The organism is Vibrio sp. SCP2, assembly GCF_059295395.1.
Genome location: NZ_JCAFVV010000001.1, coordinates 1,011,524 through 1,026,975, shown reverse-complemented (window position 1 = coordinate 1,026,975; position 15,452 = coordinate 1,011,524). Strand labels below are relative to the sequence as shown.

15 protein-coding genes are annotated in these 15,452 nt (G+C 44.5%); 8 read left to right on the top strand and 7 right to left on the bottom strand.

All coding sequences use genetic code 11. From position 1 onward, the window contains the following. Window positions 1-34 precede the first annotated feature (34 nt). The 4 genes from AC5O63_RS04950 to AC5O63_RS04935 form a co-directional block, all read right to left on the bottom strand. A complete protein-coding gene (locus tag AC5O63_RS04950; protein WP_171320313.1) occupies window positions 35-1,312 on the bottom strand; it encodes a TRAP transporter large permease in 1,278 nt (425 codons plus the stop codon). Further along, complete coding sequence (locus AC5O63_RS04945; protein WP_494504120.1) at window positions 1,309-1,842, bottom strand: TRAP transporter small permease; 534 nt, start codon at window positions 1,840-1,842, stop codon at window positions 1,309-1,311. The genes AC5O63_RS04950 and AC5O63_RS04945 overlap by 4 nt, the downstream gene beginning before the upstream one ends. A 514-nt stretch (window positions 1,843-2,356) precedes the next feature. Further along, window positions 2,357-3,190 (bottom strand): arginase, encoded by an 834-nt coding sequence (locus tag AC5O63_RS04940; protein WP_494504119.1) that lies wholly within the window; start codon window positions 3,188-3,190, stop codon window positions 2,357-2,359. A gap of 5 nt (window positions 3,191-3,195) precedes the next feature. Then, window positions 3,196-3,921, bottom strand: a complete 726-nt coding sequence (locus AC5O63_RS04935; protein WP_253649304.1) for an IclR family transcriptional regulator — start codon at window positions 3,919-3,921, stop codon at window positions 3,196-3,198. Window positions 3,922-4,194: 273 nt separating this feature from the next. On the opposite strand from AC5O63_RS04935, the gene AC5O63_RS04930 reads away from it, so the two are divergent. Both AC5O63_RS04930 and AC5O63_RS04925 read left to right on the top strand, forming a co-directional pair. Further along, on the top strand, window positions 4,195-5,286 hold the full coding sequence (locus AC5O63_RS04930) for an efflux RND transporter periplasmic adaptor subunit (protein ID WP_367939205.1): 1,092 nt from the start codon (window positions 4,195-4,197) through the stop codon (window positions 5,284-5,286). Window positions 5,287-5,408: 122 nt separating this feature from the next. Then, window positions 5,409-6,014 carry a TetR/AcrR family transcriptional regulator gene (locus AC5O63_RS04925; protein ID WP_494504118.1) on the top strand — a complete coding sequence of 202 codons (606 nt, stop codon included), beginning with the start codon at window positions 5,409-5,411 and terminating at the stop codon, window positions 6,012-6,014. A 298-nt stretch (window positions 6,015-6,312) separates the two neighbouring features. Here AC5O63_RS04925 and AC5O63_RS04920 read toward each other — a convergent pair whose 3' ends face one another. Continuing rightward, window positions 6,313-6,810, bottom strand: a complete 498-nt coding sequence (locus tag AC5O63_RS04920) for a GlcG/HbpS family heme-binding protein (protein WP_494504117.1) — start codon at window positions 6,808-6,810, stop codon at window positions 6,313-6,315. A 166-nt stretch (window positions 6,811-6,976) separates the two neighbouring features. Between AC5O63_RS04920 and AC5O63_RS04915 the strand changes: the two genes are divergently transcribed. Together AC5O63_RS04915 and AC5O63_RS04910 are read left to right on the top strand one after the other, a co-directional pair. Further along, complete coding sequence (locus tag AC5O63_RS04915; RefSeq protein WP_494504116.1) at window positions 6,977-7,651, top strand: response regulator; 675 nt, start codon at window positions 6,977-6,979, stop codon at window positions 7,649-7,651. Next, on the top strand, window positions 7,635-9,026 hold the full coding sequence (locus AC5O63_RS04910; protein WP_494504115.1) for a sensor histidine kinase: 1,392 nt from the start codon (window positions 7,635-7,637) through the stop codon (window positions 9,024-9,026). The genes AC5O63_RS04915 and AC5O63_RS04910 overlap by 17 nt, the downstream gene beginning before the upstream one ends. Window positions 9,027-9,300: 274 nt before the next feature. Here AC5O63_RS04910 and AC5O63_RS04905 read toward each other — a convergent pair whose 3' ends face one another. Beyond that, complete coding sequence (locus AC5O63_RS04905) at window positions 9,301-10,686, bottom strand: glycoside hydrolase family 1 protein (protein WP_494504114.1); 1,386 nt, start codon at window positions 10,684-10,686, stop codon at window positions 9,301-9,303. Between the two features lie 205 nt (window positions 10,687-10,891). Between AC5O63_RS04905 and AC5O63_RS04900 the strand changes: the two genes are divergently transcribed. The 4 genes from AC5O63_RS04900 to AC5O63_RS04885 all read left to right on the top strand — a co-directional run bounded on the left by AC5O63_RS04900 (window position 10,892) and on the right by AC5O63_RS04885 (window position 13,675). Continuing rightward, window positions 10,892-11,311, top strand: a complete 420-nt coding sequence (locus tag AC5O63_RS04900) for a universal stress protein (protein ID WP_004747364.1) — start codon at window positions 10,892-10,894, stop codon at window positions 11,309-11,311. Between the two features lie 469 nt (window positions 11,312-11,780). Beyond that, window positions 11,781-12,440 (top strand): nitroreductase family protein, encoded by a 660-nt coding sequence (locus AC5O63_RS04895; protein ID WP_004747366.1) that lies wholly within the window; start codon window positions 11,781-11,783, stop codon window positions 12,438-12,440. Window positions 12,441-12,467: 27 nt separating this feature from the next. Then, complete coding sequence (locus tag AC5O63_RS04890; protein ID WP_272787739.1) at window positions 12,468-12,758, top strand: putative quinol monooxygenase; 291 nt, start codon at window positions 12,468-12,470, stop codon at window positions 12,756-12,758. Between the two features lie 44 nt (window positions 12,759-12,802). Continuing rightward, complete coding sequence (locus AC5O63_RS04885; protein ID WP_494504113.1) at window positions 12,803-13,675, top strand: LysR family transcriptional regulator; 873 nt, start codon at window positions 12,803-12,805, stop codon at window positions 13,673-13,675. A gap of 9 nt (window positions 13,676-13,684) precedes the next feature. Here the strand turns inward: AC5O63_RS04885 and AC5O63_RS04880 are convergent, their stop codons facing one another. Further along, window positions 13,685-15,361: an amidohydrolase gene (locus tag AC5O63_RS04880; RefSeq protein WP_494504112.1), complete on the bottom strand. Its 1,677-nt coding sequence runs from the start codon at window positions 15,359-15,361 to the stop codon at window positions 13,685-13,687. Window positions 15,362-15,452 lie beyond the last annotated feature (91 nt).

The window sequence follows — 15,452 nt, the reverse complement described above, 5'->3', positions numbered from 1 at the left end:
GGGTTTGTAGGGTTGAAGGGGTTAGGTATTAGTGTCAGTAGCCCAGTAAACGCGGGATAAACAACACAATGTCAGGGAAAAATGCGATAGCAAACAAGAGTAATAACTGCCCGATAAGGAATGGCATTAGCTCTTTCGATATGCCTTCTATCTTCGCTCCAGTCACTGATGAAAGGACAAATAAACAAGCACCGATCGGTGGTGTCATCAATGAGATGTTCAGAGCAAGAATGAAGACAATGCCTGCGTGCAGTGGGTCCATACCGATTTCCATCGTTAATGGCACTAGGATAGGCGCAAGGATGATCAACATGACATTGATATCCATGATCATACCGACCGTTAGCAGCAAAGCGATAATCAGTGCCAAGATAACGTGTGGGTTATCTGACAACGAGATAAACATATCCGCAATCATTTGTGGAATTTGGTTAAAGCTCAACCACCAGCCAAGTATCGATGCCGAGCCGATAATCAGGTAAATCACCGCTGAAATCTGCGCGGTACGAATAACCATCTGAAACAGCGCATCTAGCGTTAGATTGCGGTAGATAAATGTACCAATGATCAGCGCATAGGCCACAGCAATGGATGCTGCTTCTGTAGGCGTAACAATACCAAATACAATGCCACCAAGAATGATCAACGGCATCAACAGAGCAAGTGCTGAGTTTTTGAAATGATCCAACACTTCCGCCAAAGACGCTTTTTGGCTCATCTTAGGCAGATTTTTACGCTTACCCATTGCGCCAATGATTGCCATACAAACCAAACACACTAAGATGCCCGGTAAAATACCTGTCGCGAAAAGACCACCAATAGAGACGCCCATCAGTGAGCCGTAGACTACCATCAGACCCGATGGGGGAATCGTTGGACCTATGATTGAACCAGCGGCTGTTACGGCGCAAGCATAGTCTTTTGAATAACCTTGCTTAACCATCGCTGGAACCAAGGTTCGACCAAATGCCGCAGCATCAGCAGTCGCCGAACCCGTAATGCCAGAGAAGAACACCGAAGCAACCATGTTGGAATGTGCAAGACCGCCGCGAAAATGGCCAACTAGCGCTTCTGATAAGTAAACCAGTCGATTCGTTATGCCTGTGTGGTTCATGATCTCGCCAGCGAGGATGAAAAACGGCATCGCCAAAAACGGGAAGATGTTCAGTCCATTAAAGATCTTACTGGGAGCCAGAGAGGCAAAATGCGCCCCGCCCATATCGTACATGCCCGTGATACCCGCGACACCTAAGGCAATAGCTATCGGGGCACCGATAAGCATCAACAACAAAAATACAATGCCGACAATCATAGCTGCTCTCCTTGCATATCAAATTTCTCAGCCGCCAAATGCAACCTCAGTGCGTAGATATCCTCTAGCCAAACTAAAAAGGCTTGAAAGCTAGACAGAGCAAAAGTAACGGGGATAGCAGCATAGGCATACGCCATTGGCATAGAAAACACGGTAGAGAGTTGATTGGCCCCTTTTTCAGCGAAGGTGTACCCCAAGTAGGCGATGTAACCGAAGAAGCTAAACGTCAGAGCCCCAACACAAATCCTGATAACTTGTTGAATGGTTTGAGGGAATCGTCGAGTAACGAACTCCAGTCCCATATGCTCCCTTCCGGCTGTACAGCATGGCACCGCCATTAAGATGGCCCATATCATGATGTAGCGAGCGAGTTCTTCGACCCAAACCAATTGTAGTTTGAGTATGTATCGATCTAATACTCCCAACCAAACATCCAAAATCAATAAGACCGTCAGTATGCCTACCGCAAACTGGTTGGCCTTATTGAGCCGATTCTTTGTTGTTGTAATGATGTTATTCGGTAATGCCATAATCCCGATGTCCTTCCTTTTTGACTGCTTTCCTTGGAGGCGCATCCACATCCAATTTGCTCACTGTAGTGCGGATAAATTAACCATACCGATAAGGTTTTAAGGGTGAAGTGTCCACGATCACAAATTTAACCTTGTGTGATAGTTTCTAACATTAAGCCACAATCATTAATTTAAATTACTGTTTTTGTTTGATTTTAATTTTAAACCGCAGAATTGCAGTTTTCGAGGCAGTTAAAAAGTAACATGACGCTAGATACGTCATATCAACGACTTAGTTACAAAGGTGTTAATAAACCTGAGAAAAGTAACACGACACAAAGAGTAAGGACTTTATGATAAAAAAGTGAATTGTGTCACACCCAATAAATCAAAGCATTAGAAGGAATAGGCGAGGTTAGCCCTGTAAATTTCACAGAGTCATTGAGTGCAAGAAAAGCGGAAGATGTTGGGTTCAATGTTGGCGAAAAATCCTACGCAACATTGAACGCCGACCAAATGTTAGAAAGTAACATTACGCTGCTCGATTATTCGATGGAAACATCTGAGTTAACTCATGCAGAATACTTTGGGTTTGCTTTGAGTAAAGGTGTTTGTCTTTAAAGCCAACCAACTGTACCTGACGAACCTTACCGGAAATTAACAGCTGGCGAATCATCCGATTGACCATTTGAACATCCAGTGCGGAGCCTCTCTCTAATCGCGATACCGGATAGAGACAAGAGAGATCAATGTTGACGATAACATCATCACAATGGGCTAAATAATTGGCTAGCTGCTGTTTGACCTGCAATCGGTAACTGAAGCTGCATTCCGCCAATGTCATCCAATCGCAGCCAAGATCTTCGGCATACTCCCACGTCCTTTCATCTTGGCTCGCTTGATCGATACCCAAACAGAACAGGCGACATTCGTTATAACGAGATAAAGCGAAATGAAAAGCGCTCCCTTGGTCTGGTTCAAGAGAAGCTTTAATCTCAAATTGCCGACCAATATGTATGATGCCGAGCTCACGCCGAGGCGAGTGGATAAGAGGTAAGGTGTGCAGCACCGTTTCACTGTGGTTCGTTAACACAATGGGCAGTGCTTCAGAGCCAAGAAAACGACTTAAATGAAGTTGATACTTGCCGACGGGTTGTGTCTCAAGGTTGTAATGACCACCGTTTATCCAACAGTGCCCTTCTAGCTCAGAGACCCAATCGTACATCTCTTCTAAGCTTTGATCGGCCATTTCGAAGTCCACTTGTTTCATTGGCTTCAAGCGCTCACTGACGCTCAGCAATACCAAACGATGGGACAAAACACCTGTAACACTTTGCGTTTTATTGCGTCGAAATAGCCCGAACATACCTATTACCTTTCTGGGGGCAATGCCCTCGCTGCTTGAAGAACGTGAAGAATAATCTTCTGTTGATTCATTTGAACTCGATGCGCGGGCGCCATCACCGAAATGGCCCCCACCAGCTTAGAACCTTTCATCACTGGCGCACTGATCCCAGAAACGCCAGAGTCAATTTCAGAGGTACTTAGCGCATAACCTTGGTTACGGATCTGCTCAAGCTCTTGTTGCCACTCTTCCAAGCGCTCTTGTTGACCAAAGTAACGCAGGATCTTTTCGCATCTCGCTGCGGGCATATAAGCCAACATCACTTTCGATGAGGCGCCTCGCAGCAGGGGTTGACTTTGACCCTGGACGTAGCTGCAGCGAAGCGCCTGCATACTCTCTTTACGACTGACACAAAGTGCTCGATAACCAACCGGCACCATATATGCCGCCATTTCATTGGTCTGCTTTTGCAAACGATTGAGCACTGAATCAACAGTATCTAAGTCATGCTGGCTGGTTTCGTAACTACGCATAAGCAGTAACGCTGCCGGACCTATGATCAAGGTTTTGTCATTTGGACTCTCTTCGATCAAGTTCCATTCCCGCAGTAGTTTTAGATGTCTATATAGGCTACTGATAGGCGTACCTAACTGCTCACTAAGTTGTTTCGCTGTCACGGGTTCATCATTTACCGCCACTTGCATGAGTAGCTGAAGAACCTTTTCGTTTACTTGCCCACTATTTTGCTTCATTGAGTTCACGCTATTGTTGTATCGCCACATTCAGGTCATGATCAAATTGTATTCTTACTCTGTAGGAATGAGTAAGTAAAAATAACCTTCAATTCTCATAAAGTGAGAATGATTAAGCTCTGTACATATCTCTTGCTGCGAAGAAAACTGACATCATTCGAGACAAAACTTTACTTAACGGTAAAGTTAAAATATCCTTCAAATCATAAAAATAGCGAACCAATTATAAAGTTTGATAAATCATATAAATAAAACAACGAATCAGGGACAGATATGAACAAGCTCGCCCTATCATTTGGCCTTACCCTAACACTTGCTCCAACACTGTTTTTCAGCTGCCAGCTTTCTCAAGCAAAATCGTCAGCTAATTCGACCGCTTACATGGTTCAATTACCTATTGAACGAAAAGCGACTAAATTGATTGCGCTTGAAGGCGAATTTAAACCTTCCAAGTACACACAGATTCTGGCGGAAAACAGCGGAAAAATTGCCAACATCTATGTCCAAGATGGCGATTACGTTGAAAAAGGTCAGCCATTGCTCGACTTCGATGCCACCTTAGCCGCTCTCGCAGTAAAGACTGCTCAAAACGAATATCAAATGGCAACTCGAAACATCATCGAGCTCACTCGTACCACTAGTGAGGATGACCCTAGGTTTGAAAGTGCAGTCAGTGCGGTGGAGGCAACCAGAAATAACTTACTGATCGCCCAGCAAGATCATGAAGCGACCACCATGTACGCGCCATTCTCAGGCACACTGGGTCAATTCCATTTGAATGCAGGCAATTACGTGAATGAAGGTGAGTTGATCACTGAATTGGTGGCGACCGATACCGTAGAGCTGCACTTTACCGCGTCTCCTCAGGTCCTGAACGTCTTTCGCAAGGTGCTAAACAACTACCCTGACCGCTTACAGGCTTCCGTTGTCAGTCAGGAAGGCGATTATATTGATGGCAAGTTGCGCTATGTTGATTCTAAGCTCGCTAACCAAAGTCAAGAACTCAGCGCTTATGCGGTTTTCAACAACCAAAATGGCGAGCATTTGATCGGCTCAAAGACCGCTTTCTATTTGAACAGCCCTCAGCAAGAGCCTCAGCTATTTGTGCCTGCCTCCTCTATCCATACTAATGATGGGATTCCAACCCTGTTTGTCTTGGATGATAAACGTGTAGTAAGGCCAAAGCAGGTGACAATCGCAAAAATCAAAGAGAGCTACACGGGTTATGTTCCGATCAAATCGGGATTGGAAGCCAATGACTTCGTACTGACTACCCCAGAAGCCCCTGAGCTGGTCGGTAAGAAAATCGACCCAATGGTTGATCTTGTTAATCAGCTCAATGAGATACTCAATCGCCAATCTTGATGGTAAAAGCAGCAAACAAGTCGATAAAAGATGAAAAAACTCTCAATAAGCTATTTTAGTGATAGAAGGCATGTTTATTTATGGTAGCTTTGCATCTTTCCCCATCCTGTACGGATAAAGGTATGGATAAACGAAACCAGCGCAGCGAGAGAACCAAGCTCAGCATCATTTTGGCTGCGATTGAGTGCTACAAGGAAATGGGCGTACAAGGCGCCTCGTTAGAGCTCATTGCGAAAAAAGCGAATTCGACAAAGCCGACTGTCTACTCTCATTTTGGTTCTAAAGAGAACCTGTATAAAGCCGTTGTTGAGTACATCATGGAAGAGGAGAAGCTCAATCATGCTTTACCTGATTTCAATCCAGCTATCGGTATTCGCCAGCAACTGATCGACATTTTTACCCAGCAACTTGAGCATGTCATGCAGTGTGAAAAGCGACGTCTACTTGTCGCTATTACCATTGAAGCCATGTGTCAGGGAAAATGCCATCTCAATGAGGTCGAGAGTATTAAAGCTTGCCCGATGGAAGCTTGGCTTGAAGAGGCAATCCGTCACGGTACTTTACCGCCGCAAAACACATCAGAACTGGCTACTAACCTTTGGGCGTTAGTTAAAGGGAGAACCTTCTTCCCCGTCTTCCTCGGTATGGCTCCGAACGATGCAACCGAGCGTCAAACCAACCTAGAGTCTGCCATAGACTTCTTTCTTGGCTGCCAAGGAATAAAGTAAAGGAGCCAGAACCAGTGATTGTTGAGAGCCCCCCAATCTGAATGACTCTTTAAGATTGAGGATGGAATAATGTCAGGCGGCTCTTTTAGCTCGAAAATACCCCAGGGCGTGCTGACGCCCATTTCGACAACATGTCTTTGCCCCAAAACGTGCTGAGCACAATAAAGCCAAACATACTCTAACCTAGTAATTGCATAACTAAAGCTAATGAGCAGGGGAAATGAGCGAGTCTGAAATTAAAAACGAACACTCCACCGGTGGCTATGAAGTGCTCGAATGCAACCTATTTATGTATAGATTACAGAAGTTTTTTCAACGCAGCTTCCGCACAAGCCACATCCAAGTGGCCACCCGGCGCCCCACCAACACCCACAGCACCAATCATCGCTTTATTTAGCCCTACAGGTACACCGCCAGCGAGGAACAGTAGGTTTTCATCCATGTATTGAAGCGGCTGTAAGATTGGTTTTTCAGCAATGGTTTTCATTAAGTTGCCTGATGGTTGCTTCATACTTATCACGGTAAACGCTTTCTTACGTGAGCTGTCTAGAGTATGGATACCTGCACCGTCGGCACGTAGCTGAGCCATAACGTTACCTGATAGATCAACGACAGTTGCAGACACTTTGTAGCCCTCTGCGCTGCATTGATTGACAGCCTCTTGTGCCAGTTCAAAAGCAAACTGAGACGAAATTTGAGTCACTGAAACGGCCTTGTTATCTGCAGCAGAAGCGTTGAATGATAAAGCTGAGAAACCTAGTGTTGCGGCGATTGATGCGATTTTGATTGTTTTCATGTTTTACTCCGTTAAGACATCATGTAGTTGATGGAGCCATCTTAACGAACACTCAATTACACAAGGCTTTCCCAAACATTACAAAGCCGTAATGTTGGTTATATTCAGGTAAGGATGTTGATAGAGTATGTCTCGAACGCAGCAAAAATAGAGTAACGGACTATAGATGAAACTACTTTTGATCGAAGATGATATGCATATCGCTAAGTTTTTGGTGAATGGATTTCAGCAAGAAGCGATGACGGTAACGCATGCAACTAATGGTATCGATGGGCTGCATGAGGCACAAACTGCCGACTTTGATGTGATCATTCTCGATATCATGCTGCCGCTAAAAGATGGATTTGAAGTATTGGCCGAACTCAGAGGACAAGGTCATACCGTGCCCATTATTATTCTGAGTGCCAAACACTCCGTTGAAGAGCGGGTGAAAGGATTACAGTCTGGCGCTGACGATTATCTGGTCAAGCCCTTTGCCTTTCCTGAGCTCCTTGCGCGCTGCCATACCTTGTCTCGACGTGGCAAACCAGCAACAACACAAGTATTAGAACTTAGCTATGGCCCATTGACGCTCGACCTACTTAAACACACTTTAGAGCGAGATGGTAAGTCGATTGCCATTAATCAACGTGAGTTCATGCTGATGAAACTTCTTCTTGAGAGCAAAGAAACCGTCATATCCAAAACTGCCATATTAGAGCATGTTTGGGGCCATCAGTTTGACCCTCAAACCAACGTCGTTGATGTTCTGGTATGTCGACTAAGAAGTAAGGTAGACAAAGGCTTTGCAACACCGCTTATCCACACATTAAGAGGGGTGGGCTATGTCCTCAAGTCCTAATGTAAAACAAGCGCTAGATAGAGCGCAACGCAACCTTTTGATGCGCTTTATGGCAATCCTGCTGCTCTGTTTTCTGGTGGTTGAAATCGCTGTCAGCGCACTATTCTTTCTCGATCTGTATCGTGTTGAAAAAAAGATTCTCAATTCAATGGCGACTGAATATCAGAGAATTTTAACTTACGATTCGGCGCAACGTTTACACCATGTACTAGAAGCCAACCCACAACGTTTAGTTAGTAACAACATCGCAGCCTACATGGTTAAAAATACTCAACCGGAAAGCCTTGAGTTTATCGCAGGCCAAGCAGGAATCTCAACCGATCAGCCGTTTTCTAACTACATAATCGATGATAATTTTTGGCTAGAAGCGTTTTTTTTAAATCCTTACATGACACGCGAAATATCCGGTGAAGATTACTCATTCTGGCTAGTGTTAGATAACCAGTCTCGCTACTTTATCGCCGTTAATCAATCCGCTATTACCTTTGCTGCTCTGATTGTACTCATTATTGTTACGACTCTATTTACACGTAAAGTTATTGGTGGTGCGATGTCGCCATTGGTGACACTCGGTTCACTCTTAGACAAACTGAAACATGGCAAGCTGGAGATCTCTGAACTTCCCGAAAAGTCTCCTCAAGGATTGGATGTTATCAATATGAGCGTGCACAACACTGTTGCAAGATTGCAGCACGTCACGACAACGTTAAACACGACCGTTGATGCCATTGCTCATGATGTTCGCACGCCTTTATCACGTATCACACTCTCTTCCCAATCAGCATTAATGAACGATGCCGACCCACAAGCAATGCGCGATGCGCTTTCTGACTGCGCCGAACAAGCAATGCTCGCAAGCAATATGCTGACCACGCTGATGAAGCTCAACGATGAAATTCTTGGAAAGCAACTGCCCAACTATGTACCTACAAACCTGTCAGAAGTAATTCATAATGTCATTAGCTGGTATGAAGATGTGGCCGAAGAAAAAGGAATTGCACTAGAGGCTATAGTGAGTGATGAGCTCAACATAGTGTCTGATCCAGATAAACTAATCCAAGTGCTGGTCAACTTAGTCGACAATGCCATTAAGTACACCAACCCAAAAGGAAAGGTAACCATCCAAGCTGAGCAAAGTACGAATGGGGAAGCGGTAATCCAAGTGACCGATACGGGTATCGGTATTGAGCCTAAATATCATGACCTGGTGTTTGAGCGTTTGTATCGAGTTGACAGCAGCCGAAGCAACATTAGCGGCTATGGACTTGGCCTATCGTTCGCAGCAGCTATCGTTGATAACATCGGAGGAACGATTCGCCTAAAATCAGAGGTCGGTGTAGGCTCAACCTTTATCATTACTCTCAGATTTCACTAGATATATAGATTTATGGCCGCCTCGTAATTACAACTGCAACGTAAGTGCCAGTTACTCGGTATGCAGTGGATTATTGATTTCAGCCTGCCGATTAGAGGCTCAGCTATACCTCAGATAGTCCGTTAAACGCTAATTTACCGATCTATATAACTCACTATTGTCCAAAGACGAGCTAAACAACCGTATTCAAGAACAAGAGTGAATCGTATCTTGCTAAAGATGTGCCGATAGTGACACCGACACACCTTTTCGTTTTTGGAGTTAGGAACAGACTTTATAGGCTCGCACCGTTGCTTGAAATGACCTCCTGATACCAGTAGTAACTTTTCTTAGGTTTTCGCGCTAGCGTTCCGCTTCCATCATCGTGACGGTCAACGTAGATGTACCCGTAGCGCTTACTCATTTCTGCGGTTGAATTTGCCACAAGATCGATCGGTCCCCAACTGGTAAAGCCCATCAGCTCGACACCATCAAGCACCGCTTCCCTTGCCTGAACAAGATGATCATTCAAATAAGCGATACGATAGTCATCGATGATTTCGCCATTTTCATCAACTTCATCGCGAGCACCTAGACCGTTTTCAACGATAAACAGTGGTTTTTGGTAACGATCATGAAGGAAATTAAGCAGAATCCGCAGACCTTTTGGATCAATTAGCCAACCCCACTGACTCTTTTCGAGGTATGGATTTGGCACGCTATCAACGATGTTGCCCACCTCTTTTTGCTTAGGATCGGCGCTCGCACAGCCACTTGCATAGTAACTAAATGAGATAAAGTCGACACTTGCACTCACTAGCTCTTCTAGGTCACCCGGTTCCATAGCAATTTCTATCCCTTGTTCACGGAAGTAACGCAGCATGTAGCCAGGGTACTTGCCTCGGGTTTGCACATCGCCAAAGAACAGCCACTTATTGTTTTCGTGCATCGCTGCAATCACATCATCAGGGTTACAGGTGTACGGGTAGTTGATCGCCCCTAGTAGCATGTTGCCAATTTTGCCATCAGGTATGATTTGGTGACACAGTTTAACTGCTTTAGCATTCGCAACTAATTGATGATGAATAGCCTGATAGATCGCTTGCTCTGAGGCATCTTCTTCGAGCCCGACACCAGTAAACGGAGCGTGCAACGACATATTGATTTCATTGAACGTTAGCCACAGCTTGACTTTATCTTTGTAACGTTCAAATACCGTGCTGGCGTAACGCTCAAAGAAAGTAATCAACTCACGGCTCGCCCAACCACCATAATTTTCCACCAAGGCATAAGGCATTTCATAGTGAGACAAGGTGACAAATGGCTGGATATCGTATTTCGCCAGCTCATCGAAAATCTTGTCGTAGTAGGCTAAACCTTCCTCATTAGGCTCAAGCTCGTCACCATTGGGAAAGATACGTGTCCACGCGATTGAAAGGCGCAAACAGTTAAAGCCCATATCATTAAATAGGGAGATATCTTCAGGGTAACGATTGTAGAAATCGATCGCCAAATCCTTAATGCCATCGGTTCGCTGTTCGCGGGCTTGATGAGGGCTTAAGATGCCATTTGGCAACATATCTGATGTTGATAAGCCTTTGTTATCTTGATTAAAAGATCCTTCAACTTGATTGGCAGCGATGGCGCCACCCCAGAGGAAGTTGTTGGGAAATGTAGTCATGAACGATTCCTAAATCAGCATTAACATCTGCAAATCATTGTAGATCTGAAACTAGGAACAAATGAGGTCTGATTGATTAGCTGTTATTTCCTATTTTTGCCGAATTTACAGTGGATAATTTTCGTCATTTCGAGACCTTTACGACAATATTCATTCAGGACAAATATTATGCTTATTGTAGGATATTCAATAAGAGGACACGATTATGAACTACCGACATATTCTTGTTGCCCTTGAGCTTGAGGAAGAGACTAAAGCTCTTATTGACAGGGCCGTTTACTTGGCAAAACTAACCGACGCGCAAATCTCTTTTATCCATATTGATGGCTCACATGGTGAAATTTATCCAGAGTTAGTCGATTTAAAAGATAGCCCCGATCAACAACCCTTAGGTGAACGCGCCATCGAACAAATTATCGCTTTTGAAGAGTACAGTCCGCTTACAATCAGACAGATATTTGTGGGCACTGGCGAACTGGCTGACAAGCTCAAAAATACCATAGAAGACAACAATGTCGATTTATTAATCTGTGGTCATCACCATGATTTTTGGAGCAAAATTGTCTCTTACTCTAAGCATATCGTCGATAAGTCACCGGTTGATATTCTGGTTGTGCCTCTTTAGAGCGAGGGGATCACAACAATCTACTTTTATGGCGAGATGATAACGCTCTCGCCATTTCTTTTAGTATCTCCTTCACTCCGAAGCCAGTTCCACATGCAGACCCTTTTATTATGGAAGTTTTGTTCCATAGTGATTGGAACAATTGGCTATTTTTCTCTGTTACCAACTGCACTAAATTAGCCCCATCGACATGAGCAAGAGCGGATTTTCGATAATTGGGGCATGTTCCAGCCATACGTTAATTGTTGACGCACCGAACATCAAACCCGACTGAATTCGTAATTTTTAGATAGTTATACCAATTAGGATAAGTAGGTGTTCAGATAATTGCGCAGGAAAAATCGCTTAGAGCAAGGCATAGATTGAAGCTAGCTAGTTATTCTACCTACAAAATCTATAACGTAGCTATCAGCGATTTTAACCAGCAAGAATGTTCAGATACTTATTCTGATTGGTTTTAGGAGCCAACATGACTCATCCAATCATCAAAGATTTAAACACTCGTTACACAGCGAAAAAATACGACGCAACAAAACGTATTTCTGCAGAAGATATGCAAGTAATCAAAGAAGCTATCCGCTTATCTGCATCGTCAATCAACTCTCAGCCTTGGAAATTTATCGTACTTGAGAGTGATGAAGCCAAACAGCGCTTTCACAACACGTTTGCCAACATGCACCAGTTCAACCAACCGCATGCAAAAGAAGCGTCACACACTATTTTGTTTGCTCATAACCCGCACTTTACTAAAGAGCAATACGCAAAAGTTGTCGATGCAGAAGTAACTTCTGGACACCTGCCAGCAGAGCGTTACAACGACATGCTAAATGGTGCTTACGGTTTTGCTGAGCTAAATACAGATGAAACTGGCTTCAACGGTAACTGGACTAAAGCTCAAACCTATATTGCTTTGGGCAACACGCTGCACACTCTTGCGCGTATGGGCATTGCGTCAACTCCAATGGAAGGTGTTGACCCTGAGCTAATCGGAGAAGTCTTCAAAGATGAGCTAGACGGTTACGTGTGTGATTTTGCTTTGGCTATGGGTTACCACAAAGAAGGTGAAGACTATAACCATGGTTTACCAAAAGCGCGTCTTCCAATGGATGACGTAATCACTACACTTTAAAAACTAATTGAGAGAGTGACATCAACCATGACAAAGTTAACCATCATTGCCAATATCATTGCTAAAGACGGTCAAGTAGAGCTAGTAAAATCTGAGCTTATCAAGCTAATCGACAAGACTCGTGTTGAGCAGGGTTGTATTAACTATGACTTGCACCAAGACAATCAAAACCCAGCTCACTTTGTATTCCACGAGAACTGGGAGTCAGAAGCCGCGCTTGATCAACACTTGGCAAGCGAGCATATTGCGGCATACTCAGCAGCGGTAGAGGGCTCAATCGAGAGTTTTACCCTCAACAAGATGACGCACATTGCGTAATCGAGGATAATAGGCGGTGTTTTTTCCAACCGGAGCTCCGCCTTATGAATGTCACTCATCTCAAAGCACTATTACTTGCCATCGAGCTGGGGTCGATTTCCGCTGCGGCGCGTAAGTTAGGTAAAAAACAATCTCAGGTCAGCCAGTGGATCTCTGACCTTGAGATTGATTTAGGTGTCAGCTTTTTCGATCGAACAGGCAACAAAAGCACCCTAAGTGCTCAAGGTGAACAACTACTCCCTTCCCTAACTCATACCCTTGCGCAACTTGATAAGCTCAACCATCGAGCAGCAGCACTAAGCCAAGGAGAGCCATCGTCCATTCGCATCGGACTTGAACATTATATTCCTGAGTCCCCGTTAACCAAGGCAATCACTACTCTGTTTCAACTGCCTAACTTGTGCCTAGAGATTTACCGAGCAGAGTTTCAAGAACTCAGCGAAGATCTGCACAATGGCGACACAGATATCGTCATCCGCCATGAATCAGGACAGCTGCATCAAACTGAAATGGAATACGCCAAACTAGGCTGCTATCAAGAAGGCTTGGTCTGCCACCCTTCTCTGCCTCTAAAACAATCGCAGCCTGTCTCTGTTGACGACTTAAGCTTGTTTAAAGAGTTGATTTGGGGAGAGCTTGGAGAAGAAGAGGGAGAAGGGTTTAGCCCCGACTATGCCGTGATCAATGATCTAACGCTACTCATTCGGCTGCTAGAAAACGGCCAAGGGTTTGCGTTCTTGCCTCTTGATAATCTCAATCAACAGCTTGAATCAGGCTCTCTCGTCGCTCTTGACTCTGATTTTGAGCAAAGTGCAATCCCACGTCGTGTAGAAGTAAACTGGCGTTCCGGCCTCACATTATCAGAGACCGGAAACAAGGTGATTGAGGCAATCAAAAACCTGCACCAATTTAGGTAATGCGAGTGCTTACTGCTGCTCTAAATCAAACACTATCTTACCTTTTAGAATCGTCATCCAAATATCAGTGGATTTAATTTTTTCTGGTGAAAGTTGGGTAATGTCATGAGAAAGCACGGCAAAATCGGCAGATTTACCTAGCTCAATCGAGCCCGTTACCTCATCAATACCTAGACTAGCAGCGGCATTAATCGTATAGGCCTCAATGGCGTCTTTAACGCTCGGCAATCCTGTCTTGCCCATAATCACACTGTTAGCGATCCCTACCAATGGATTGATGTCGTGTACGTTCCAATCACTACTTAACGATACGTTAGCACCAGTATCGAAGATAGCTTTTAGGTTCATCAAGGCTCTTGTGCGTTTAGCTCCTAAGAAAGCTTCTGCCCACTGGTGATCGTGGTAAGCGACGTAATCAGAGCCGACTTGAAAGTCTGCAGTCACATCTAATTTAGCAAAACGTGGCACATCTTTAGAATTGACTAACTCAACATGAGTTAAGGTGTAATCTTTATCGCCACCTTGGCCGCGCATTGCTTCGATCGCGTTCAACGACTCGCGAATCGCTCCATCACCAATCGCATGGATATGAGCACCGTAGCCAATCTTATCTAGGGCTTTTAACCACGTCTCCATCGCTTGTGGTGGAATATAGTTAATGCCATACGGTTCATCTGGAATATAGGTATCAAGATAAGGGGCGAGCGTCTTGGCGGTACCATTAACCAAAATACCATCGCTGTACATTTTGACTTGATCAACCAGCAACAACCCTGACGTATCCGCAGAATATATCTCGCTTAAGAACGATAACTGAGGCTGCATACTGTCCGTTGGGTAAATCCAAGGTCTAAGTGAAACACGCGCCGTGAGATCCCCGCGCTTTTCCGCTTCTTGCCATACGTCATACCAGCCGCGCTTCCAATATAGGCGACCATCACCAATCGTAGTAATACCATGAGCTCGCGCCTCTTCTAGCCCAGCCATAAGCCCTTCATAGCTTTGATCAAACTGCTCTTCTAAGCTGTTCCAAGCCATTTCCATCACGATATCACCCGCATTATCAAACAAAATGCCATTAAGCTCACCCGTGTACTCATCCTTTAGGATCTTACCGCCTTGTGGCTCTGGTGAGCTTTTAGTGATACCAGCGAGCTCTAAAGCCACCGAGTTAACCCACATAGAGTGAGACGTTTGCTCCATAATAATGACTGGCTGATCTGGAAAAACGGCATCGATCACTTCAAGTGGGGTTCTCTGATTATCTTCTGCAAGAAGCGCTTCTATTGAAAAGCCGTAACCCATCACCCACTCCCCTTTGGTCGCGTCTTTGCGACACGCCTTAAGGTAAGGGATTTGATCCTCTAGTCCTGCATCCATGCTCACTTCGCATTGCCCGCCCGCCTCTGATGCTGCTTCAAAGACATGGTTATGGTTATCGACAAAACCAGGCATTACATATGCACCTTCTAAGTCGATCACTTCGGTATAACGATTGGTGAATTTATCTGATTCAGCGTTTTGGCCAATATAAAGAATTTTTCCGTTGGCGATGGCTATCGAATCTGCCGTTTGGTGACCATAAATCTTGGCGTTAGTTAACACCATATCCGCACTGTCTGCTGCAAAAGTATGAGTACTCATTGATAAGCTCGCGAGTAATGTCAGAGTGAAAGCTCGTTTCATTGGCTTGTTCCTTTTTATTCTTCCCTAACGCTTCTCAGTATAGGGTGAGTGAATACGCATAGCCTAACAAGTGATTAAATTGATAGAAAAA

Excerpts from the sequence above, each read along its gene's own strand:
- AC5O63_RS04950 (WP_171320313.1), bottom strand. The coding sequence starts at position 1,312 with ATGATTGTCGGCATTGTATTTTTGTTGTTGATGCTTATCGGTGCCCCG.
- AC5O63_RS04945 (WP_494504120.1), bottom strand. The coding sequence starts at position 1,842 with ATGGCATTACCGAATAACATCATTACAACAACAAAGAATCGGCTCAAT.
- AC5O63_RS04940 (WP_494504119.1), bottom strand. The coding sequence starts at position 3,190 with ATGTTCGGGCTATTTCGACGCAATAAAACGCAAAGTGTTACAGGTGTT.
- AC5O63_RS04935 (WP_253649304.1), bottom strand. The coding sequence starts at position 3,921 with ATGAAGCAAAATAGTGGGCAAGTAAACGAAAAGGTTCTTCAGCTACTC.
- AC5O63_RS04930 (WP_367939205.1), top strand. The coding sequence starts at position 4,195 with ATGAACAAGCTCGCCCTATCATTTGGCCTTACCCTAACACTTGCTCCA.
- AC5O63_RS04925 (WP_494504118.1), top strand. The coding sequence starts at position 5,409 with ATGGATAAACGAAACCAGCGCAGCGAGAGAACCAAGCTCAGCATCATT.
- AC5O63_RS04920 (WP_494504117.1), bottom strand. The coding sequence starts at position 6,810 with ATGAAAACAATCAAAATCGCATCAATCGCCGCAACACTAGGTTTCTCA.
- AC5O63_RS04915 (WP_494504116.1), top strand. The coding sequence starts at position 6,977 with ATGAAACTACTTTTGATCGAAGATGATATGCATATCGCTAAGTTTTTG.
- AC5O63_RS04910 (WP_494504115.1), top strand. The coding sequence starts at position 7,635 with ATGTCCTCAAGTCCTAATGTAAAACAAGCGCTAGATAGAGCGCAACGC.
- AC5O63_RS04905 (WP_494504114.1), bottom strand. The coding sequence starts at position 10,686 with ATGACTACATTTCCCAACAACTTCCTCTGGGGTGGCGCCATCGCTGCC.
- AC5O63_RS04900 (WP_004747364.1), top strand. The coding sequence starts at position 10,892 with ATGAACTACCGACATATTCTTGTTGCCCTTGAGCTTGAGGAAGAGACT.
- AC5O63_RS04895 (WP_004747366.1), top strand. The coding sequence starts at position 11,781 with ATGACTCATCCAATCATCAAAGATTTAAACACTCGTTACACAGCGAAA.
- AC5O63_RS04890 (WP_272787739.1), top strand. The coding sequence starts at position 12,468 with ATGACAAAGTTAACCATCATTGCCAATATCATTGCTAAAGACGGTCAA.
- AC5O63_RS04885 (WP_494504113.1), top strand. The coding sequence starts at position 12,803 with ATGAATGTCACTCATCTCAAAGCACTATTACTTGCCATCGAGCTGGGG.
- AC5O63_RS04880 (WP_494504112.1), bottom strand. The coding sequence starts at position 15,361 with ATGAAACGAGCTTTCACTCTGACATTACTCGCGAGCTTATCAATGAGT.